Here is a 21,094-nt window from a genome sequence, read left to right as displayed (position 1 = left end):
AAAAGAGCCTGTCTGGCGCAGGCCAGACAGGCTCAATGTGCATGTAAACTCAATGCACAGAAGAAGTGTCTACAGCGCGCGTTGCTCGCGGCGCAAGCCAGATTGACAGTGCGGCAATGCCCAGGATGGCGGCCAGCAGCATAAAGAGCTGATTGGTCGCCAGCATTACCGCCTGACTGGTATTCAGGTAAGAGAGCGTTTCACGGATCACATTCATCGGCATGCCCGACTGCAGCATCGCTCCCAACGTGCTGCCGCTCTGATCAAGTTTTTCGGCCAGTTCGGCATAGTTGAACTTGATCTTGTCTTCCCACGCGGTACTCACCAGCGAAGTGGCAATTGCCCCCGCCAGGGTGCGCAGAAAGTTCATCAAGCCTGCGGCCGAATTTGTCTCAGCCTCTTCCACGCTCCCGAGCGCAACGGAGGTGAGCGGCACGAAGAAGAACGGCATACCGGCGCCCATCACCAGCAGTGGGATCGACACCTGCCAATATGTCATATCGGTATTAGCAAAGGTTCGCCACAGGGTTGCCATCGCCAGCCAGCCGACACCGATGAAAACCAGCATCCGCGAATCCTTCTTCTCGGTGAGAATCGCCGCCACGGGCGCCAGGAAGACCGAGAGCACGCCACCCCACGCAACTGTCATACCCGACCAAGTCGCCGTGTACCCCATGAACTGCTGTAACCACAGGGGCGTGAGTACGTTGATACCGAAGAAGGCGCCAAAAGCCAGCACCAGGGTGAGCAGGCTCATGGAATATCCACGATGCCGGAATACCCGCAGGTCCACAACCGGATGGCGCTCGGTCAGCTCCCAGATCATAAAGGCCGCAAAACCAATGAGTGCAACAATGGCCAGGGTGACGATATAACTGGAGGAGAACCAGTCCTTGTCCTTGCCTTCATCGAGCATGATCTGCAAGGCAGCCACCCACACCACCAGCAACACCATGCCGATCTTGTCGATGGGCGCACGCAGCAGGGCTGTTTCATAACGCTTGATGAGTTGCCAAGCCATCCAACCACCACACAGTGCAATCGGCACGTTCATGAAAAAGACCCAGCCCCAGGAGGCACGATCGCAGAGGATGCCACCGACAATCGGCCCGGTCACCGGGGCGACCATCGTAGTCATGGCCCACAGCGCTGTTGCAGCAGCCGCTTTTTCCCTGGGGAAGATACGCAGCAGCAAGGTTTGTGACAATGGCATCAAAGGCCCGCCCGACAAGCCCTGTAGCACGCGTGCCAGCAACAGCATGCCAAGTGAGTTGGATAAGCCTGCCATGGTGGAGAACACACCAAAGAGCGCCATCGATATGCAAAAGACCCGCACCGAGCCATACCGCCCGGCAAGCCAGCCTGTGAGCGGCACGGTGATAGCTTCGGCCACCGAGTAGGAAGTGATCACCCATGTGCCCTGGCTGCTGCTGATTCCCAGCGCACCGGAAATGGTGGGCACCGCCACGTTGGTCACCGTCATATTCAGCACGGCGATGAAGTTCCCCGCTGCAAGCAGCAGGGCCGCCAGCCACAGCATGCCCCCTTCCAGGGGGGCGTCTGCCTTGGGCAGATGGGTTTGTGCGCTCATGGCAGATGCCTCAGTCGACATTGCTGGTGGCAACACTGACGTTCATCGACAAGCCAACTTGCAGCGGATGCTTCTTCAGTTCCTCATCACTCAGGCGCACACGGATCGGCAAGCGCTGCACCACTTTGATCCAGTTGCCAGTGGCATTCTGGGCGGGAATCGTCGAGAAGGCCGAGCCTGTACCGCCCGAGAAGCCTTCCACCACGCCGTGATAAATTACGCCATCGCCATACAGGTCAGAGGTCAGCTCCACCTTCTGGCCCACGCGCACCTTTTGCAACTGCACTTCCTTGAAGTTGGCGTCCACGTGCATCTGCTGCATGGGCACCACGGCCAGCAATGTCATGCCAGCCTGCACGCGCTGGCCGGTTTGCACTTGGCGCTTGGCCACCACACCATCGACCGGCGCCCGCACGATGGTACGCTCCAGATCCACACGCGCCTGATCGCGCCGGGCACGGGCGAGCGCCACTTCGGGGTTGGATTCAACCGTGGCGTTATCAATCAACACCGCATTGGCTTCGCGCGAACCTAGCGCTGTCGTCCGGTTGGCCTTGGCCTGTGCCGCCGTGGCACGCGCAGCACCCAGGTTGGCCTTCGCGGTGGCATATGCATTCTGGGCGCGGGTCAGTTCGTCCCCCGAAACAGAGCCCGAGCCTGCCAGCGCTTCGCGGCGCATCAGGTCGATATGTGCACGCTCAAAATCAGCTTCGGCCGAACTCAGTTGGGCGGCGGCACGTTGCTCGTCGGCATCGCGGGCGGCAATCTGCGCCTTCAGGCTGGAGTCATTCGCTTCAAAACCGCGCACCCGGCGCACGGCCCGGCCATACTCGGCTTCGGCCTGTGCCAACGCGAGGCGGGCATCGGTGTCATCAATCACCACCAGCACATCGCCCTTCTTCACGGTCTGGGTGTCGACCACCTTGACCTCACGAACCGTGCCGCCCACGGCGGGGGTGACCTGGGCGACTTCCACTGCCGTGTAGGCGTTGTCGGTACTCACATAGTTGGAAGCGTGCAGGGTCCAATAGGCACCATAGCTGCAACCACTGAGCAGCACCACGGTTGCGAGAATGCCAAACAGGCGGCGGCGCTGGGTGCCTGCAATGGATTGGGCGGTTTCGGGGGTTTGGGTTGCTTGATTCATGGATTGATTCCTCATAAAAATGTTGAGGGCGTTACTGCATTGCCTGAGAGCTGCAGCCCAAAAGCCACATCCAACGTGAAGGGCCATAACTGCAGCCGCTGAGCAGGGCCGCAGCAACAATCATGCTGAACAGGTGGTAACGCGGGCAGCTTATTTGCATGGCTGGATTCATAAGAAATTCCCTATAGAGGCATCGGGGACACGTTACTGTATGGTCTGATAACCGCCGCCCAAGGCACGCACCAGAGCGACGTCCAGCGTGAAGGCACGTGATTGCAGATCGCTCAGGCTGCGCATGTTGCCCAGCAGAATGTCCTCGGCAGACAGCACGTCGAGGTAGCTCGAAAGCCCCCCCTGATAGCGATTCCGTGCCACTTCCCAGGCCTGATGGGCCGCATCGACAGCGGCCTGACTGCGATCCAACTGCCCACCCAGGGCACGACGGCTCACCGTGGCATCCGCCACTTCGTTGAGCGCCTGGGTCACCGTCTGGTTGTATTCCGCCACAGACTGTTCATAGGTAGCGGCACTGCTCTTGTATTGAGCCTTGAGCCGCCCGCTGTTGAAGATCGGCAGGGAAATCGCCGGGCCGACGCCGCCGACCTGGGAACCCGACTTGAACAGCTTGTCCAGGTTCAGGGATTGAAAGCCGATGAAAGCCTGCAGATTCACGTTCGGATAAAACTCAGCCTCAGCCACGTCCACCCGCTTGGCTGCGGCCTGCGCCCGCAGCTTGGCAGCGACCACGTCCGGGCGCCGCCCCAGCAAATCCAACGACAGGTTTTTGGGCAAGCCCGGAGTCTGTTGCAGTTGGATGGCAGGGGGCGCAATCACCAAGCCACGATCCGGCCCAGCGCCCATCAAAGCTGCCAGACGATTTCGCTGCAAAGCGATCTGCTCGTCGATCTGGAGCAGATCACCTTCTGCCGTGGCCTGGCGTGCATCGGCCTGACGCACGCTGCCCAGGGTTTCCATGCCTTGGCTCTGCCGCTCGTGGAACAGCGTAGCGGTTTTGGAGCGCACTTCCAGCGCAGATTCAGCCGTCTTGCGGGCGGCATATTCACGCGTCAATTCCGCATAGGCACTGGCAATCGAGGTCGTCAGCACCAGTCGCGCCTGGGCAGCCTCGGCCTGAGCCGCTGCATGTTCAGACACGGCAGCCGCCAGGGCGGCACGGTTACGGCCCCAGAAGTCGATTTCCCAACTGAAATCCAGCGTTGCCCGCCCATAGTCATTCCACCCCTGGGGGGTGGCGCTGCGGGGCATCAGATAGTTGTAACTCTGCTTTTCTTCGGTCGCGCTGGCGTTCGCCGTCAGTTGCGGGCCACTTGCGGCATCGGTGATGCCGATCACCGCTTCGGCCTGCCGCAACCGAGCTTGCGCGCTCTGCAAGCTGGGGGAGCCCTTGACCGCCTCGCCCATCAGTTCGTCCAGCTGCCCATCACCATAAGCCTGCCACCAGTTGTCATCCGGCCATGCGATTTCTGGTGCTCCAAGACTTTCGTCACTGGCCCAGCTACTGGCGGGCTTGATCTCGGATTGCAGACCCAGAGAGGGCACCTGGGCACAGCCAGCAAGGCCTAGCAGACATGCCAGGGCAAGAAACCGAATACGACCAAAGGGCGGAGGAGCGGAATTTTTTGCCACAATCACTATCCTTAACTGTACTGTACGGTTTAGTATCTGTTGACAGCAAACCGCTGTCAAGAAAAACTGTACGGGTAAGTTTAAAAAAGGGTTCAGCACACACCATGCGCACAAAAAGCGAAGCGCGACGACAGGCCATCATTGATACGGCACGTGTTGTATTCAGCGAACAGGGCTTTGCAGCAACATCCATGTCTGCCATTGCCGCCAAACTCGGCGGCTCGAAGGCCACGCTCTATAACTATTTCAGCTCTAAGGAAGAGCTGTTTGTAGCAATCATTCAACAGTTCGCCGCAGCCCATCTGTGCGAGGTCTATCGCCTGCTGGATGCCAAGGCACCGCTACGCGCCACGCTGGAGCGCTTTAGCGCAGGCTTTATTACCGTGATATGCAGCCCGGACGTCACCACCACCCGCGTCAATATGTTTTTGGAGCGCGATAAGTCTGACATCGGCGCGCTGTTCTACGAGCGTGGTCCCAAGCAGGGCTTGGGCATCGTGGCGGAGTATTTTCAGCAGTGCATCGACCTGGGCCGGCTACGCCCGGGCAATACCTTCCTCATGGCGCAGCAATTGTTTGCGCTGCTCAAAGCCGAAGGGGAAGAGCTTATTTTATGCGGTATACGTAAATCTTTTACCGCAGAAGAAATCCAAGCCATGATGCAGCGTGCGGTAGATGTTTTCTTGCGGGCATACGGCACAGGCGCCGACAACTGACCCCGCTTTACCTGATCGCACGCCCCTGCGCTGGGCGCACCTTATCCCTGGGGCGATCAGGTAATCCCTGCATGACCAAGATGCATGTTAAAAATCCAATATGCATAATTTATTTCTATTGCATTTTCAATGCATGCAGTTTGTCGCGGGGCTTTGCGCAAACCTTCGCATCATGCGCGGTCTGGCGATGAAAATGTCTGCTGCCGCCTGGAAACCGTCTGCCTGCCGCCTGCCATAAATTACTTGTCGCAACGGGGTACACGCGGCACAATCGCGCCAAACATCCAAGAGCCAAAGTCTCCAGGCATCTTCTATATCTCTGATTTATAAGAAATCTCTATGAATACGCTGGACTACATCGTCAACATCATCCTCTCGATCATCCTGATCGTGGGTGCTTACCAGTTCTACTTCTGGTGTCAGCGCCAGCAATGGTTCAAGCCGCGCAAGTTCCATTCGCCGCTGGATGAGAGCATCCCGTTCCAGCCGTGGTGGGTGTGGATCTACAGCTTTCTGTACTACCCGGCGATCATCTACCTGAACCTCTTGGCCAAGGATCACCGCCAGTTCAACTACATGGCGATCAGCTTCATCCTGCTGCTGTTCTGCCAGATGGCTTTCTTCCTGCTCTTCCCGGTGGAAACCCCGGATCACTGGCGTGAGCTGCCGGAATCCAAGAGCTGGTCGATCCGCTTCCTGAAGTTCGTGCAGTATTACGACAAGTCGTCCAACTGCTTCCCCAGCATGCACACCTCGGTGGCAATGCTTACCGCGATGTTCGCATGGCCGTACTTTGGCGCCTGGAGCCTGCTCTTCCCGGCCCTGATCGCCATCAGCTGCATGTTCACCAAGCAGCACTACCTGCTGGATCTGCCCTCTGGCGCCGCCCTGGGCTGGGGGGTGTTCCAGTTGGTCAATCACAGCGCAGGCATTATTGCCTGATATCCACATCTAAGCCCCATGTGGCAATAGAAGATAAAATCGAGCCTTTGCTGCGTGGGGATTCACAATGGGGCTGGGCGTCTTATATGCACTGACCGCTGGCCTGATGTGGGGGCTGGTATTCGTCAGCCCCCTGTTGTTACCTGAACACCCACCCGCCCTGCAATCCGTGGGGCGCTACTGCGCATTTGGCCTGATCGCGCTGCCGCTGGCCTGGTTTGATCGTGCAGCCCTGCGCCGCCTCACGCGTGCCGACTGGTTTGAAGCCCTCAAGCTCGCCGCTGTGGGCAATCTCCTCTACTACCTGTGTCTGGCGGGCGCCATCCAGCGTGCGGGCGGCCCCGTGCCCACCATGATCATCGGCACCCTGCCTGTAGCCATCTCGATCTGTGCCAACCACCGCAACGCCCGGCGTGACGGGACGCTGCCTTGGCGGCGGCTGTGGCCCTCACTCGTGCTGATCCTGGCCGGGCTGGCCTGCGTCAATCAGGTGGAACTGACCCTGCTCGGCCAGACCCACACCATCGACCTACCACGCTATGCTAGCGGTGCAGCGCTGGCGATTGTCGCGCTCGCCTGCTGGACCTGGTATCCCCTGCGTAACGCTGACTGGCTACGCCATCACCCGGATCGCAGCCCCCGCACCTGGGCCACCGCGCAAGGCGTGGCGACATTGCCGCTGGCGCTGCTGGGCTATGCCTTGCTCTGGGGTGGCATGCAAGCGGGGCACAGCCCTTTCCCCATGCCGTTCGGCCCCCACCCCTTGTTCTTTGCAGGCATGATGCTGGCAATCGGCCTGTGCGCATCCTGGCTGGGCACGCTGTGCTGGAACGAAGCCAGCCAGCGCCTCCCCACCGCCGTGGTGGGGCAGTTGATCGTGTTTGAAACCCTCGCTGCCCTGGCCTACACCTTCATGCTGCGCCACCATCTGCCCGATGCGGTAACGCTTACAGGCATCGCACTGTTGATCGCCGGGGTGATGTGGGGTGTACGCATCAAACCCAAAAAAATTCCGTAACGCTCACTTTTGTGTTAACTTCTAGAATAGGCTAGGAGGGGAATTATGAGTATTCAAGCCAATATATTGAATCGACTATGTCAGCATCTATCTACTGCATTACAAGCTGGCAATCTACGCCTATCTACAAACAGTGGAGACGGCCGAGTAAATTCACAAGCCAGCGAAAAAGAAATATCCAATGCATTGCTCCACTTTTCACAGGCAAATGAATGGTTCCATATTAAACGTGCTTTGAATATTGAAATAGCACGTGAGAGATATTGGTACGATTTTGCGGTTTCGGGAAGAGGTCTGTTTATTCCTGTAAATGTAAAAGTTTCTTCTTTCCAAGGTTCAGATAACCTTTCTAGCAAAGAAGGGGTGTTTTATGCTCTAACAGGGGTCGATCCTCATAGTGTGACAATTAATACATGGGAAAAATTTTGCGCTCGGCTTCATGAGAATCTTGGAAGAGACCCTAACGCAGACTATTATTTTGTCATAGTAAATAAGCAAGAAGTTGGTGATGTTTTCTGGACCAGCCTAAAATCCATTTGTCAACTTGATGCAAATGGGAACAACCCCCCATTTCAATGCAACTGGTCGAAAAACAGAGATCGTATTCAGAGAAGCGAAGCGGAGGCTCAAGATTATATATTGAGCGTGTTAGGCTCATCGTTTCGACTTCGAGCTGAGGCTTGGAATAGCTTTCAACAGTATTTCGGACATTAGAATGCATCACCCAATATCACCGACTGAGACTACGAAAAAAACTTTAAAAATTTCAAGGTGGCATCTTCCCACAGAAGGGATTCACCCTGTCAGAAAAGGATGGTATGACGTTGCAAAAAACGGGCAGGAAAAAAGCTCTAGATTGTGGTGGAATTTAGATTTCTGGTCTGATTCTCCAGCAAGTAGCACACCTTCCGAATTTCAAGACTGGGAATGGAGAGGGTTATTAGAATCGGCCAGTAGATCAAATCTAGACCCTGAAACGCTCGGGCAAGTTTTTACACCTGATTTTGTTGTTGAGAAAATGCTGTCCCTTAGAAAAAATGGGGATAACGCAAGAACACTTGAACCTTCTTGTGGCGACGGAGCATTTTCCCTTCGAATTAGAAATTGTGTCGCAATTGAATTGGACAAACGCGTAGCTCCTTCATTGGACACGCCAGATACATTTTTGATGGATTTTTTTTCTTTTTCAAAGAAAGAAAAATTCTCAACAATTATCGGAAATCCGCCTTATGTTCGATTCCAAGATATTCGCCCCGAAACTCGTTTGATTTTGGACAATACATTATTCGACAAGCGCAGCAATCTATTTTTATTTTTTATAGAAAAATGTATTAAGCACCATCTTTCAGACGGAGGGGAACTGATTTTTATTGTTCCCCGTGATTTCATCAAGCTGACCGCCGCCCGCAAACTCAATGCTTGGCTATATGAGCAGGGCTCGATCACCGATTTCATCGAGACGGGTGACAGTAATATCTTCGGCCCCTATGTACCCAACTGCGCCATCTTCCGCTTTGAGAAAGGGCGCATGGATCGCCGCATGCATGACGGAAGAATTTTTAGTCATGTCGATGGGCAATTAATGTTCTTGCGAAATGACTATTCCGTGCCATTCTCAAGTTTGTTTGACGTGCGGGTTGGTGCTGTATCCGGCGCTGATACGATTTATGCAAACCCAAAAGGTAACATGGAATTTGTGTGCTCCAAAACCGCAGAAACGGGACTGACACGACGCATGTTCTTCGATGTGATCAACGACCACTTGTTGGCACACAAAGATCTTCTCCTACAGAGACGTGTTACTAAGTTTAATGAAACCAACTGGTGGCAGTGGGGGCGTCTGCATCACCGTAGCAAGGGGCCACGCATTTATGTCAATGGCAAAACTCGCCGATCTCAGCCATTTTTTACTCACCCATGTACGAACTATGATGGTTCTATTCTTGCCATTTTCCCCAAGAATCCGTTGATGGATATCGGGCAAGCGGCCACCATGCTCAATACCGAAGTGGATTGGGAGGAGCTGGGTTTTGTCTGCGATGGGCGATTCCTCTTCACCCAGCGCAGCCTGCAAACCTGCATGCTGCCCGCCAGCTTTGCCGCATTGCTGCAAAAAAGAGACTCCGAGGAAACCACCAGCGCCGTTGTCTGAGGGCGCAGCATCAGGGCATATTTTGCGGCTTCAGCAGCCTGCCGTCAGAATCTTTATGCTGCCTTGTTACGGTTCTGGCGGGCATTGACAACTTCAGCCAGCAGTGACCAGAAACACAGCACGAGGTTGAACATGGGAATCTGCAAATCAGCGGGCAGGCAGTAGATGATGGACACCGCTGGCACCCATACCAGCCATGCGGGAACGATCATGCCGGGAATGTCGTGGAGAAACAGGCGCTGCCCCAGCTTGGGACGCAGTGCGCTGAAGCTGAAATCGAGATTTTTCCACAGGTAGCAGATTGTGGTCTGCGGAATCGACCAGAACGGCGTGAACAACAACTGATCCACCAGCACTTTGGGGATGAGTGTCGCCGGGCCTGCCCCCTGCCCAAACCACAGCCCCTGCACACGGTAGAGCAGATCGACCTGAATACCCATGCTGGCCCAGAACAAGAGGTAGAAGAGCAGCGACCGACCAATCCCCTGGCGAATCTGGCCGCGCCACAGCAGGTAGAGGAAGGGCACCAGCCCCCCACTGGCGGCGGTGGCCAGGGCGGAATAGGCATAGCCCCAATGGGTCTTTTGGGCGGCAAACCATTCAAAGCCGGGGCGCAACGAGGGCAGCAGGTAATATGCCGCCAGCAAGGCCGCCGCGCTGGCCTGAAGAATCAGGCCGGGAACCAGATTGACGCGGGCAGCCTGCCCGGCTTCATGAACAAATTCGCGCAAAGACATGGCATGGGGATATCAAGGCAGACCGGCTCAAGAATACGCTAGAGTGGGGCGGGACACAGCAGCGATCCATGCAAATGCCTAGTTTGTCCATATCTGCTCAAAATCCAGGCCGACCAGACTGGTATCACGCGGCAAGGAGCCCACAATGTTTGCACTGCTCTCCTGCGCCGTATCGCGGATCACCGGATGCAGGTGAGGCATGCCCATAGCATTGAGCAGTGCGGCAATGATCGGCGTTTTGGCCGAAGTGCCCCGCTTTTGCACTACCCCCACTTCACCACTGGCCATGCGCACAATGGAGCCAGGTGGGTGAATGCCGATCTCGGCCACGAGCATTTTGGGGAATGGATTCTTACCATCGGCACCGAGCTTGGTGAAGACTTCCTTTGTGGCCTGGCTGGCCATCAAGGGGCGGCGATGGGCTCTGGGGCTGACCTTGGCAGCAAACACATCCACGGTATGCAGCAGCAGGGCCATTTCGCTGGGGTTGGTGACCTTGCGGGGGTAGCCCAACCCATCCAGGGTTTCGTGGTGTTCGAGCACAGCGCGCAGCCATTCATCATCGGTAATCCCGCAGCGGATCAGCGTGGTAGCGCTTTCTGCAGGGTGCTCATAGATTTGTTTGCGCTGAATGGCGGAAAGCGGCTCACGCTGATTGCACAGGATCATCTGCAAGTCGAGCATCGCCACATTCATGGTCAGCGCGGCGGCGGACAGGCTGGTACGTGTCGTTTTGTCCCAACCTGCGCGGCGGGCAACCATTTCCGCCAAAATCGCACAGTGCATGCTGTGGGCAACCGGGTAATTGCGCTGATCCATGAGCATGATGGCCGCCAGCGCCAGATTCGGCGCCTTGTCCACCAACTGCTGGACCTGACGTGCCAGGCGGGTGACTTCGTGTTGCAAGCTGCCATCGCGCGGCATGGCTTCCAGAATATAGGCCAGATGTGCCTGCACACTCTCCCACAGCACCAGGGGCGGGACATCCTTGGGCGGCTCATCACTGTCTGGCCCCGACATATCGACGGTGCGGACAAAGATGCCGCGCTCGATCAAGGTTTCGATCTGGGCATCACGCTCAATCACAAAACCTTTGCGCAGCAGCAGATGCCCGCCACTGTCATATACGTTCCAGGGCAGCGGTTGGTCAAGCCTGAGTTGATCTGCCTGGAGTCGGAACAGATCTGCCATTGCATCCCCTTGCGTGCTTGCTGACCGCGTCTCACACCGTAGCCAAAACAGCAGCCGATACGCTTCAATTACGACTTAGGGACAGAAAACTTGACCCTATCGACTTGAGCCTGCTGGCCTGGGGCTATTTCGCAACACGCGTTGACAGCACAATCCCACTGATAATCAGCAACATCCCGGCCAGATGGTAGAGCTGGGGGGACTCCCCCAGAAACAGGGCGGAGAGCAAGGGGGTTGCCACCGGCATCAGGTGGATGAACAAACCAGCCCGTGCCCCGCCTACCTGGGCGACAGCCTTGTTCCAGAATACGTAGCCCAGAAAGGCCGGAAAGATGCCGGTATAGGCAATACCGGCAAATGCGGCGAGCGAATAGTGGATATGCCGATCCTGCCCCAGTTCCCACACATAGAAGGGCAAGAGCCCCAATACCCCGAGCAGGGTGAGCATTGCAAGGAGGAGCATCGGGGCCATGCCTGCAGGGCGATATTGCAGCAGCAAGGTGTAGGCAGCCCATACGAATACCGAGACCATGATCCACAGATCGCCTGGGTTGAAGCTCAATTGCAGTAGCCGCGCAAGCTCACCGTGTGCCACGATGATTGTCACCCCGATCAGCGATACACCTACCCCGCAGACTTCCTGCCTATGCAGGCGCCTGCCGAAAAACACCACGGATAGCCCGATAATGACAATGGGGATAAAGGAGTTGAGCAGTACACCATTGGTGGCCGTGGTGTATTGCAGGCCGAAGTAGGCGAGCGTGTTGTAGCCGGTAATGCCCAGCAGGGCCAGCAGACTCAGAATCGGCCAGTGTTGGCGCAGCAGCGGCCAAGCCTCACGACGATGGGGCCACGCATAGGGCAGGGTACAGGCAAAGGCGAGCATCCAGCGCCAAAAGGCCAGCGCCACCGGCGGCACCTCGCCCCGGAAGCCACGGCCCACCACCCAGTTGCCGGACCAGAACAAGGCAGTGAGAACGAGCAGAAGATAGGGGTTGCCAAACCAGCGACGGAGCATGGGGGAAATCAATCAGCAGGGGCCAAAAGTTTGAATGATACGCCAAGCACCCTGCTTGCCCCAGAGGCACAGCGGGTGAATGCCAAAGACATCCACCCGCATGGCATTTACAGTTTATAGCTTGCCACAATCTGGCTCATCTTGTTGGCCAGCTCATCCAGATCGTGGGCTGAATCGGCGCTGCCTGCGGCGGCGGCACTGCACTGGTCAGCCATCTGGGCAATCTTTTCCACCTGCTGGGCCAGACTGGTACTGGCGCTGGCCTGCTCACCGATGGCACCGCTGATCTCATTGACCATTTCCACCGTATGACGACTGCTTTGGCCGATCCGCTGGATGGAATTGCTGATCTCATCGGTACGCGCCACCCCGGAGGCCACGCGTTCAACCGCCCGGCCCATGCCTTCCTCGGCGCGCTGCGCACCGCTGCGGATGGTGTCGACCATGGCGGTAATTTCCTGGGTGGATTTGGCGGTACGTTCAGCCAGCTTGCGCACCTCATCAGCCACCACGGCAAAGCCGCGCCCCTGCTCACCCGCCCGTGCCGCTTCAATGGCGGCATTCAGCGCCAGCAGGTTGGTCTGGTCGGCCACATCGCGGATCACCGCCACCACAGTGGAGATTTTCTCGCTCTGTGCGTTCAGCTCACGAATACGCGTGGAAGCCTGTTCAACCGCCTCGGCAATCGCGCGGATATCCGCCACCGTCTGCCCGACCACCGCCTGCCCGCTCTCCGCGATCTGGCCTGCGGCAATAGTGGTGCGGTGGGTATCGGCGGCACGATCACCGATATGGGTAATGCTCACCGTCAGTTCCTGTACCGAGGCGGCCATGCTGGAGGCTGCTCCACTCTGCGCCTCGGAGGCATGCGCCACCTGATCAGACGTATCAGCCATGCCCGCAGAGGCCTGGGCCACGCTTTGGGCGCTGTCGGCAATGCTGCGCAGATTGGTTTGCAGGCGTTCGAGCAGGCGGTTGAGCGCCTCGGCCATCTTGCCCAGCTCATCGCGCCCCCTGGCGGGCACCCGCAGGGTGAAATCCAGCTCGCTCTCAATGCGCACAACGGTCTGCTGAACCGCAGTCAGCCCGGCAATGATGCTGCGCCCGATCAGCATCCCCAGCAGCGTAATGGCCACAATGCCAACCAGTACGATCACACCGGAGATTGCCTCGCCCCGCTTGGCCGCAGCTTCAGACGCCTTGCCACTTTGGGTGGCCTGCTCACGCGAGTATTTCTGGTGGGCTTCCAGTGCCTGGCGCAACTGCTCGGCAATGGGGTCGAATTCCTTATCGATAGTGATGCGCGCAAAGGAGTTGTCGTTCTGGCGAGAGTATTCGAGCAGTTTGTCCAGCGCTGCCATGTAGGCGGTGTAGAGCTTGCGATCTTCGGCAAGCATTTTTTTGTCGGTGTCATCGCGTGCCAGGGTTTCATATTCCTTGAAACGCTGGTCAATCAACTGGCGACTGGCGACGATATCCTTGTCGATCGCCTCTTTGCGGTTGGACTCAATCACCGTGTTGTGGCGCAACGCGTTTACCCGGGTGAGGTAGGCGTGGCTCTTGATGTCGTCAATGGCGGCAACGCGTGGTGCCGTTTCGTTGTTGATCTCAGCAATGGTGTGCTGCGAGATGCTGACTCCGACATACCCGGCCAGCCCTACCAGGGCCAGGGCCAGCGTAGCCAGCCCGATCATCAACCAGATGCGTTTGGCGATATTGAGATTCATGCTTGGATTCCTTGTTATTCTCTGTCTTGAAGCCATTGGCATGTTTTGCACCATGCGTGGCTTGAGTGTCTCCTCCACCGGCACAATACCGGGTGACGGATGCCTGTCCACCTGTGGATAACCCTTCGGGAGGCCAAACACCATCACGGCATGATTATCGGCGACAATTGCGATTACTGAATGACGGCGATTCCCAATGAACGGACTGAGTTTTTTCTGGCATGATTACGAAACCTTTGGCATCTCGCCCCGGCGGGATCGCCCGGCGCAGTTTGCGGGCATCCGTACCGACGCTGATCTCAATGAGATTGGCGAAGCGGTGATGGTCTATTGCCAGCCTGCGCCAGATTATCTGCCTGACCCGGAATCCTGCCTGCTCACCGGCATCCTGCCGCAGCATTGCCTGGAACAAGGGCTGCCCGAGCATGCCTTCGCTGCGGCCATCGAGCGCGAGCTGGGCGAACCGGGCACGGTGGGTGTGGGCTACAACACCATCCGCTTTGACGATGAAGTCACCCGCCACCTGTTCTGGCGCAACCTGATTGACCCTTATGCGCGTGAATGGCAGAACGATTGCGGGCGCTGGGATCTGCTGGATGTGGTACGTACCACCTACGCGTTGCGCCCTGAAGGCATCGAGTGGCCCCACCATGAGGATGGCCGCCCCTCGTTCAAGCTGGAGCACCTGAGCGCAGCCAATGGTCTGCTGCATGAGGCGGCGCACGATGCACTCTCCGACGTGCGCGCCACCATTGCGCTCGCCCGCCTGATCCGCAGCAAACAGCCCCGCCTGTGGGATTTCTGCTTGAGCCTGCGCAAGAAAGACGCAGTGGTCAAGGAAATCGACCCGGCCAATCCGAAACCTTTTTTGCATATCTCCGGCATGTTTGCGCCAGACCGTGGCTGCATGGCAATTGTCTGGCCCCTGGGTCCGCACCCGACGAACAAGAACGAGATCATCGTCTGGGATCTGTCTGCCGACCCCACGGAACTGGTGGGGCTGGATGCTGACAGCATCCGGGAGCGGATGTTCACCAAGACAGAGAACTTGCCTGAAGGGGTGACGCGGCTGCCGATCAAAACCATCCACATCAACAAGTCCCCGATTGTGATCGGCAACCTCAAGACCCTCTCCCCGGCGGTGGCCGAAAAATGGGGCATTGATGTGGCCCTGGCCATGCAGCATGCCGCCACCGCGCAGCAGATTCCGTCCTTGGCAAAGGTGTGGGCAGAGGTGTTCAAGCGCCCGCAGGCGGAACAGCCCACCGATGTGGACGAAGACCTCTATGGCGGCTTTGTCGGCAACGGCGACCGCCGGACCCTGACTATGCTGCGTGGATTGGATGCCGAGGCACTGGCGCAGGAGCGGGTGAGCTTTCAGGACCGCCGTCTGGAGGAAATCCTGTTCCGCTACCGGGCGCGGAATTTCCCGGCCACACTGAACGCGGAAGAAGGCGAGCGCTGGCTCGCGCACCGGATTGCCAATCTGCATGAAGGGGCGGGCGGCGCCCGTTCGCTACCGGATTTCTTCGAGCAGATTGATGCCTTGAGTGAGGCAGCGGATGAGCGCGGCGAAGCGATCCTCGCCGCACTCTATGACTATGCCGAACAGATTGCCCCGCCTTTGAAATGAGGGCAGGCCCGTGGAAAACCTCCACGGGCGCTGATGCAGCTTACTTGCTGGTGGTACCGAAGATTTTGTCGCCTGCATCCCCCAGGCCGGGGATGATGTAGCCATTCTCATTCAGGTGGCTGTCAATCGCGGCGGTCCAGCAACGCACCTCGGGGTGTGCCTTTTCCAGCGCGGCAATCCCTTCGGGGGCGGCGACCATCACCAGGGCGCGGATGTCCTTGCAGCCACGGCGCTTGAGCAGGTCGACGGTGGCAATCATGGAACCCGCCGTGGCCAGCATGGGGTCGACGATCAGGGCGGTGCGCTCATCCAGCTTGCCGACGAATTTTTCGAAATAGTTCTCCGGCTGCAGGGTTTCTTCGTTGCGTGACAGGCCCACCACGCTGATCTTGGCGCTGGGGATCATGTCCAGCACGCCATCAAGCATGCCCAGGCCCGCACGCAGAATCGGCACCACGGTCACTTTCTTGCCCTTGATCTGCTGGATTTCGGTCGGGCCGCTCCAACAGTCGATGGTCACAGGCCCCAGTTCGAAGTCCGCCGTGGCCTCATAGGCCAGCAGGCGGGCCAGTTCGGCGGTGAGTTCACGGAATTTCTTGGTGGAAATGTCCGCCTCACGCATCAGGCCAATCTTGTGTTGAACCAGTGGATGTTTGACTCGGATGACTGGCATGATTAAAAACTCCCTAATTTCAAGCAATGGCAGATAGTACCGCCCTATGTGACAAATCCAGAAGCCCTAAGCACATGCTCTTTGACGCCATCGGGGTCACTGCGCCCACCTGGGTGCCGTAGAAGAAAAGGGCAGGTCGTTCCAGCCCCGCATCAGGTTCTTGATAGAGACGTTTTGCCCCAAAACCCACCAGGAAAAGCCGCTTTGTTCGTCTGCGACAACCACTGGTCCAGAAGTGGTTGTGGTGCGCAACGCACTCGCCGCAAAATCCAGGCTATCTATCTGATACATCGAAAGTATTAATAGCCGGGGGTGTTGTGGATAAATACTGATCCGTATCAGTTTATCCACTTCATAAATTCGTTATAAAAACAAAATCGTTTGGTAATACACGATTGACGGCAGAATCAAGGTCAACTCTCTGCCTGTGCGTCGCGTTGTAAAGATCATGTGCCAGTTGCTTGGAATGAATTCCCTGAAGCCTGCCGAGTTGAGTTTCTCACTTGCGGGGTTCCTGCGCCGTGGCGGCGAGACGGATGACCATGCCGATGGTTGGGGTATCGCGCTTTACGAAGAAGAGCATGCCTGCAAGCTGGTGGTGGAAGAGCAGGCTTCCGCCCGCTCCGTCCTCGCCCGTTCGATCCAGCAGCACACCGGGCGTTCCTGCAACATCATTGCCCACATCCGCAAAGCCACCCAGGGCGAAATATCGATACAGAACTGCCACCCTTTCATGCGCGAGCTATGGGGCCGGGAGTGGTCTTTTGCCCACAATGGCAATCTGGATACGGGCCTGCTGCATCGGCCCACGCACTTCAAGCCTTGTGGCCAAACCGATAGCGAGCTGGCTTTCTGCCTGATCTTCGACGCGCTGATCGAACGCTTTGGTGATGAGGCACCCGAGGTCACCGAACTGCATGAGGCACTGCAGGCCATCACCCACAGCATTGCCGTGGCCGGGCGCTTCAACTACATGCTCTCGGATGGGAACATGCTGTTTGCCCACCGCAGCACCGAACTGCACTACGTTGAGCGTGCCTGGCCCTTTGGCCATGTGCACCTGATCGACTGCCCGTTGGGCATCGATCTGGCACAGTTGAACAAGCCTGACGACCGCATGATCATCATCGCTACCCGCCCACTCACCGATGAGTGCTGGCAGCCCCTGCCGATTGGCGAGGTGACCGCCTTTGTGGGTGGTCGCCGCCTGATCTGAGAACAGGTTCTGACACCGCCCCATCACACCTTGTACTGTGACGTGGTGTGTTGCATATGCTCGGCCAGGGTATCGAGTTCGCGTGCTTCCTCAGCCGAATGATTGGCGGTGGTGTGGTTCTTTTCCGCCATCTGGGCAATCACTTCCACCTGCCTGGCAATCTGGGTCAGCCCGGCGCTTTGCTCTGAGATGGCCGTTGTAATCTCGGTGACCAAACGCATCGATTCTGCCGCCCGCTGGCTGATGCGGTCAATGGCGCCTGAAGCATCGTGGGCACGCTGCACGCCTCGCCCCACACTCTCCACCGCGTCTTGCATGCTGGCACGAACCTGGGTGGCGCTTTGCTGGATGCTGTTGACGGTGTCGCCAATCTCCCGCGTAGAAAGTGCCGTGCGTTCAGCCAGTTTGCGCACCTCATCCGCAACCACGGCAAAGCCTCGCCCGGATTCACCTGCGCGCGCGGCTTCAATCGCGGCATTGAGTGCCAGCAGATTGGTCTGGTCGGCCACATCCCGGATCACCGCCACCACGGAATTGATGCGCTGGCTGTGTTCCTCCAGTTCCCCCATCCGTTCGGCAGAGGTGGTCACGGCTGCCGCGATATGGTCGATCTCCTGCGCCGTCTGGGCAATCACCTCGCCACCGTTGCGCGCCATTTCGCCTGCCTGAGACGAAGCCTCTTTGGCTTCATGCGCCTGATTGGCCACCACAGAGACGCTGACGGTCATTTCCTCCATCGCCGCAGCAATGGTGGCTGCCGCGTCACTCTGGGTGGTGACCTGGGTGGAGAGGGACTCCGAGGTTGCCAGCAGAGCATGCGCTGAACTGCTCACGCCATGCGCTGCGCGCCCCATGGCCTGAATATCCCTGCGCATGGCTTGGAGCAGGCGGTTGAACGCGCTGAGAACCTGACCGACCTCATCGTTGGCACCCGCCTTGGCCTGGATGCTGAAGTCCTTTTCTGCCTCAACCTTGGTCACCACGTCCCGCACCCCGGCCAATGGCACCACGACCCTGCGATAGACACTCAGGCTCCATAGCGCCAGTACAACCAGGGCAAGCAAGGTGCATAACACGGTGGCCCAGATTGCCTGACGATAGCGTTGGGTCGAGTTTTCAACGCTGTGGCTCATCAGGTCTTCATAGTATTGGGCGTGCTTTTCCATCACGGCAAGCAACTTGATCCCGGTCGGGGTGATGGTCCCTACCGCCTTGCTGATCAAGGTGGGGCGATCCGCCCCCTCGCTGGCAAGCGCCTGCATCAGGTTTTCAGTCAGTTCCAGGTATTGGGCCGACAATGCAGCTTCGTCAGCGTTCAGGGCCTTTTCCTGCTCACTGCTGGCCAGCGCACCCAATTGCTGGAAACGCTCGCGCTGGTTGGCGATACCAGCCTTGAGTTGTTTGAGGGCGACTTCGCGCACCTGATCGGATGGGGCATTTGAGTACAGCACCGAGGCCCGCCTGACCTCCTGGAATGCCAGTTGGACACGATTGGCCGCACGGATGGCAGGAACATGCTGGGTCAGCACGGTGTTCAGCTCGGTCTGAATCCGGCTCATCTGGATCAAGCCGACCGCGCCAACACTCAACACTGCAATCAGGCCGATTGCAGACATCAGCGCCAGACGTCTGGCAATGGTCATGGACATATTCGCCCCCGCTCCTATTGAACCCAAAGCATATGGAGCTATGGTGCCAAGCCAGACGGGACACGTTCAGCAAAATGCCCGCTGGTCGGCGTTTTCAATCTGCTGCGAGGGCCGGGTATGGGTTCAGCGCAACACAAATGTCAGCGCCAGGGGCAGCACCACAATCGACATCGCATTACCGATCAGCACGATGGAGGCCACTTTATGCGGCTCCTGGTTATAGCGCTCGGCCAGAATGAAATTGGTGATGCCGGGTGGCATGGCGCCGAAGAGGATCAACAGCGAGGTCGCCAGGGGAGACAGCCCCAGCAGGTAGGCCACCCCAGCTGAGAGCCCACCGCCAATCAGGGGACGGGCCACGCCGCCAATCACGCCTTCGTGCCAACGTTTGAAGTCGATATCCACCAGCCGCACCCCCAACGCAAAGGTGTTCAAGGCCACGGCCATCTTGCCGACCATCTGGGTGGATTCGATCACGGGGGACCAAATCTGGATGTGCGCCAGGGACACAAGGCACCCGGCGAGCGTGGCCATCACGGTAGGGACTTTCCAGATCGACCACAGGCTGACATCCCGATCCAGCAGCCAGGCGCAGACTACAAACTGCAGGCAGAAGGAGATCATGAAGAGCACGATGGTCGGGGGCAGTGCACCGTCGCCAAACGCCAGCAGAGCCATGGGAATGCCGAGGTTGCCGGAATTGCCGAACATGATCGGCGGCATCCAGGTCAGGCTGGATTGACGCATGCCACGCGCCAGCACCCAACCGGCCGCACCGGAGAGTGCGATGCTGAGNACCATCGCAGCACTCAACGTCCAGTAGTCTGCAATGTGGAAATCCTTGCCTGCCAGCGCGCCGAAAACCAGCATGGGGCCAAATACATCGATCCCCAGCCGGTTGATCACATCAAAATCCGGTTTGCTGCGTTTGGCAACAAAATAGCCCAGGGCGGTAATCAGGAAGACGGGGAGTACGACCAGGAGGATACGCTCAAACATCGGCACCCCTCCTAGAGCACAATAGCCAGCACCAGCGGCAGGATGGCCACGGTGACAAGGTTGCCCATCATCACGATGGAGGCGACTTTCTCAGGCTCCTGGTGGAAGCGTTCGGCAAAGATGTAGTTCATCACCGCCGGGGGCATCGCCCCGTAGAGCAGGAACAAGGATCGGTCCATGCCGGTGAGCCCCAGCAATACCACCACCGCCCAGGCGGCGAGCATGCCGATCACGGGCCGCAGCAGACCGATCCCCAAGCCGAAATGCCAGCCCTTGAAGCTGGTGCCACTCATCCGCACCCCTAGCGAGAACAACATCAGCGGGATACAGATGTCGCCCAGCATCTTGACCGCGACCACCAGGGGCTGCCAGATCGAAATCCCGCAGAAGGAGACGATGAAGCCGGCAATCATCGCCAGCACGGAGGGCATGCGCCAGATGTTCCAGATATTGGCGCGGTGATCCAGTAGCCACAGACCGTAGGTATAGTGGACCATGCTGATCGCCATGAACAAGATAATTGCGGGTTGCAGGGCCTGATTGCCAAAGGCCAGCATCGCAACCGGCACGCCCAGGTTGATGCTGTTGGAGAACATCAGCGGCGGCGCAATGGTGCGGAACTGCGCCTTGAGCACGCGTGTGACGCCCCACGCAGCCACCCCACAGAACACCGTAGCCAGCAACATCGCCAGTACCAAGGTGTGGTACTGCATGACGTGGAAATCCCGCCCGGCCAATGCCCCGAAGATCAGAGCCGGAACGAACACGTCGGCTGTCAGGCGATTGGCATGGGACATGTCCGGTGGCGAACGCCGGGCCACGAAGAAACCAATCGCGGTGATCGAGAAAACGGGGAAAAGAACTGAAACGATGCGCTCAAACATGATGCCCTCAGCCCCTGTCTGTACCGCACAGGGACGTGCGTCGCAAGAGGCGGCTGCCGCCTGCACGGTGCGCAGGCGGACCAGGCATCATTCTAGCGGGCTTTGCCTGAGAAACTGCTCATAATCTGTTGCGCCAGGGACGTCGGCCATGGCC

The 21,094-nt window shown here is 58.0% G+C and carries 18 protein-coding genes; 7 read left to right on the top strand and 11 right to left on the bottom strand.

The annotated features are described in order from the left end of the window. Nucleotides 1-49: 49 nt before the first annotated feature. The 3 genes from B145_RS0102735 to B145_RS0102720 form a co-directional block, all read right to left on the bottom strand. Nucleotides 50-1,591: a DHA2 family efflux MFS transporter permease subunit gene (locus B145_RS0102735; protein ID WP_018605023.1), complete on the bottom strand. Its 1,542-nt coding sequence runs from the start codon at nt 1,589-1,591 to the stop codon at nt 50-52. A gap of 10 nt (nt 1,592-1,601) precedes the next feature. Further along, nucleotides 1,602-2,738: an HlyD family secretion protein gene (locus tag B145_RS0102730; protein WP_018605022.1), complete on the bottom strand. Its 1,137-nt coding sequence runs from the start codon at nt 2,736-2,738 to the stop codon at nt 1,602-1,604. 204 nt (nt 2,739-2,942) lie between these two features. After that, nucleotides 2,943-4,385 (bottom strand): efflux transporter outer membrane subunit, encoded by a 1,443-nt coding sequence (locus B145_RS0102720; protein ID WP_211209736.1) that lies wholly within the window; start codon nt 4,383-4,385, stop codon nt 2,943-2,945. A 104-nt stretch (nt 4,386-4,489) separates the two neighbouring features. Between B145_RS0102720 and B145_RS0102715 the strand changes: the two genes are divergently transcribed. The 5 genes from B145_RS0102715 to B145_RS0102700 all read left to right on the top strand — a co-directional run bounded on the left by B145_RS0102715 (nt 4,490) and on the right by B145_RS0102700 (nt 9,213). Continuing rightward, nucleotides 4,490-5,101, top strand: a complete 612-nt coding sequence (locus B145_RS0102715; RefSeq protein WP_018605018.1) for a TetR/AcrR family transcriptional regulator — start codon at nt 4,490-4,492, stop codon at nt 5,099-5,101. A 339-nt stretch (nt 5,102-5,440) separates the two neighbouring features. Further along, entirely contained in the window at nt 5,441-6,043 is a 603-nt protein-coding gene (locus tag B145_RS0102710) for a phosphatase PAP2 family protein (protein ID WP_018605017.1), read from the top strand. 67 nt (nt 6,044-6,110) lie between these two features. After that, nucleotides 6,111-7,061, top strand: a complete 951-nt coding sequence (locus B145_RS0102705; RefSeq protein ID WP_018605016.1) for a DMT family transporter — start codon at nt 6,111-6,113, stop codon at nt 7,059-7,061. 45 nt (nt 7,062-7,106) lie between these two features. Beyond that, a complete protein-coding gene (locus B145_RS28505) occupies nt 7,107-7,775 on the top strand; it encodes a hypothetical protein (RefSeq protein WP_018605015.1) in 669 nt (222 codons plus the stop codon). 430 nt (nt 7,776-8,205) lie between these two features. Continuing rightward, nucleotides 8,206-9,213, top strand: coding sequence for an Eco57I restriction-modification methylase domain-containing protein (locus tag B145_RS0102700; RefSeq protein ID WP_018605014.1), 1,008 nt, complete (start codon nt 8,206-8,208; stop codon nt 9,211-9,213). A 53-nt stretch (nt 9,214-9,266) separates the two neighbouring features. On the opposite strand, the gene B145_RS0102695 is transcribed toward B145_RS0102700, so the two are convergent. From B145_RS0102695 to B145_RS24180, 4 genes are all read right to left on the bottom strand, one after another. Further along, nucleotides 9,267-9,950, bottom strand: coding sequence for a hypothetical protein (locus B145_RS0102695; RefSeq protein WP_018605006.1), 684 nt, complete (start codon nt 9,948-9,950; stop codon nt 9,267-9,269). A gap of 78 nt (nt 9,951-10,028) precedes the next feature. Continuing rightward, on the bottom strand, nt 10,029-11,141 hold the full coding sequence (locus B145_RS0102690; protein ID WP_018605005.1) for an HD-GYP domain-containing protein: 1,113 nt from the start codon (nt 11,139-11,141) through the stop codon (nt 10,029-10,031). A 124-nt stretch (nt 11,142-11,265) separates the two neighbouring features. Continuing rightward, entirely contained in the window at nt 11,266-12,159 is an 894-nt protein-coding gene (locus B145_RS0102685; RefSeq protein ID WP_018605003.1) for a DMT family transporter, read from the bottom strand. A gap of 107 nt (nt 12,160-12,266) precedes the next feature. Beyond that, entirely contained in the window at nt 12,267-13,886 is a 1,620-nt protein-coding gene (locus tag B145_RS24180) for a methyl-accepting chemotaxis protein (protein ID WP_018605001.1), read from the bottom strand. Between the two features lie 196 nt (nt 13,887-14,082). On the opposite strand from B145_RS24180, the gene sbcB reads away from it, so the two are divergent. Continuing rightward, a complete protein-coding gene (gene sbcB, locus B145_RS0102670; RefSeq protein WP_018605000.1) occupies nt 14,083-15,519 on the top strand; it encodes an exodeoxyribonuclease I in 1,437 nt (478 codons plus the stop codon). A 40-nt stretch (nt 15,520-15,559) separates the two neighbouring features. On the opposite strand, the gene upp is transcribed toward sbcB, so the two are convergent. Next, a complete protein-coding gene (gene upp, locus B145_RS0102665) occupies nt 15,560-16,192 on the bottom strand; it encodes a uracil phosphoribosyltransferase (RefSeq protein ID WP_018604999.1) in 633 nt (210 codons plus the stop codon). A 448-nt stretch (nt 16,193-16,640) separates the two neighbouring features. Between upp and B145_RS24175 the strand changes: the two genes are divergently transcribed. Continuing rightward, nucleotides 16,641-17,408, top strand: coding sequence for a class II glutamine amidotransferase (locus B145_RS24175; RefSeq protein WP_051082528.1), 768 nt, complete (start codon nt 16,641-16,643; stop codon nt 17,406-17,408). A 23-nt stretch (nt 17,409-17,431) separates the two neighbouring features. Here B145_RS24175 and B145_RS27160 read toward each other — a convergent pair whose 3' ends face one another. The 3 genes from B145_RS27160 to B145_RS0102645 all read right to left on the bottom strand — a co-directional run bounded on the left by B145_RS27160 (nt 17,432) and on the right by B145_RS0102645 (nt 20,940). Next, a complete protein-coding gene (locus B145_RS27160) occupies nt 17,432-19,057 on the bottom strand; it encodes a methyl-accepting chemotaxis protein (RefSeq protein WP_018604997.1) in 1,626 nt (541 codons plus the stop codon). 123 nt (nt 19,058-19,180) lie between these two features. Then, nucleotides 19,181-20,056, bottom strand: coding sequence for an AEC family transporter (locus tag B145_RS0102650; protein WP_018604996.1), 876 nt, complete (start codon nt 20,054-20,056; stop codon nt 19,181-19,183). A gap of 11 nt (nt 20,057-20,067) precedes the next feature. Continuing rightward, nucleotides 20,068-20,940, bottom strand: a complete 873-nt coding sequence (locus B145_RS0102645; RefSeq protein WP_018604995.1) for an AEC family transporter — start codon at nt 20,938-20,940, stop codon at nt 20,068-20,070. Between the last annotated feature and the right edge of the window lie 154 nt (nt 20,941-21,094).

Source organism: Uliginosibacterium gangwonense DSM 18521 (genome assembly GCF_000373965.1).
In the GTDB taxonomy this organism is placed as follows: Bacteria; Pseudomonadota; Gammaproteobacteria; order Burkholderiales; family Rhodocyclaceae; genus Uliginosibacterium; species Uliginosibacterium gangwonense.
The sequence above is the reverse complement of the archived record's forward strand: the minus strand, read 5'-3'. Positions and strand labels throughout refer to the sequence as shown.

Bases quoted from the DNA above. Each gene is read 5' to 3' on its own strand.
- B145_RS0102685 (WP_018605003.1), bottom strand. From the start codon at position 12,159: ATGCTCCGTCGCTGGTTTGGCAACCCCTATCTTCTGCTCGTTCTCACT.
- B145_RS0102705 (WP_018605016.1), top strand. From the start codon at position 6,111: ATGGGGCTGGGCGTCTTATATGCACTGACCGCTGGCCTGATGTGGGGG.
- B145_RS24175 (WP_051082528.1), top strand. From the start codon at position 16,641: ATGTGCCAGTTGCTTGGAATGAATTCCCTGAAGCCTGCCGAGTTGAGT.
- B145_RS0102690 (WP_018605005.1), bottom strand. From the start codon at position 11,141: ATGGCAGATCTGTTCCGACTCCAGGCAGATCAACTCAGGCTTGACCAA.
- B145_RS0102730 (WP_018605022.1), bottom strand. From the start codon at position 2,738: ATGAATCAAGCAACCCAAACCCCCGAAACCGCCCAATCCATTGCAGGC.
- B145_RS24180 (WP_018605001.1), bottom strand. From the start codon at position 13,886: ATGAATCTCAATATCGCCAAACGCATCTGGTTGATGATCGGGCTGGCT.
- B145_RS0102695 (WP_018605006.1), bottom strand. From the start codon at position 9,950: ATGTCTTTGCGCGAATTTGTTCATGAAGCCGGGCAGGCTGCCCGCGTC.
- sbcB (WP_018605000.1), top strand. From the start codon at position 14,083: ATGAACGGACTGAGTTTTTTCTGGCATGATTACGAAACCTTTGGCATC.
- B145_RS0102710 (WP_018605017.1), top strand. From the start codon at position 5,441: ATGAATACGCTGGACTACATCGTCAACATCATCCTCTCGATCATCCTG.
- B145_RS27160 (WP_018604997.1), bottom strand. From the start codon at position 19,057: ATGTCCATGACCATTGCCAGACGTCTGGCGCTGATGTCTGCAATCGGC.
- B145_RS0102735 (WP_018605023.1), bottom strand. From the start codon at position 1,591: ATGAGCGCACAAACCCATCTGCCCAAGGCAGACGCCCCCCTGGAAGGG.
- B145_RS0102715 (WP_018605018.1), top strand. From the start codon at position 4,490: ATGCGCACAAAAAGCGAAGCGCGACGACAGGCCATCATTGATACGGCA.
- B145_RS0102645 (WP_018604995.1), bottom strand. From the start codon at position 20,940: ATGTTTGAGCGCATCGTTTCAGTTCTTTTCCCCGTTTTCTCGATCACC.
- upp (WP_018604999.1), bottom strand. From the start codon at position 16,192: ATGCCAGTCATCCGAGTCAAACATCCACTGGTTCAACACAAGATTGGC.
- B145_RS28505 (WP_018605015.1), top strand. From the start codon at position 7,107: ATGAGTATTCAAGCCAATATATTGAATCGACTATGTCAGCATCTATCT.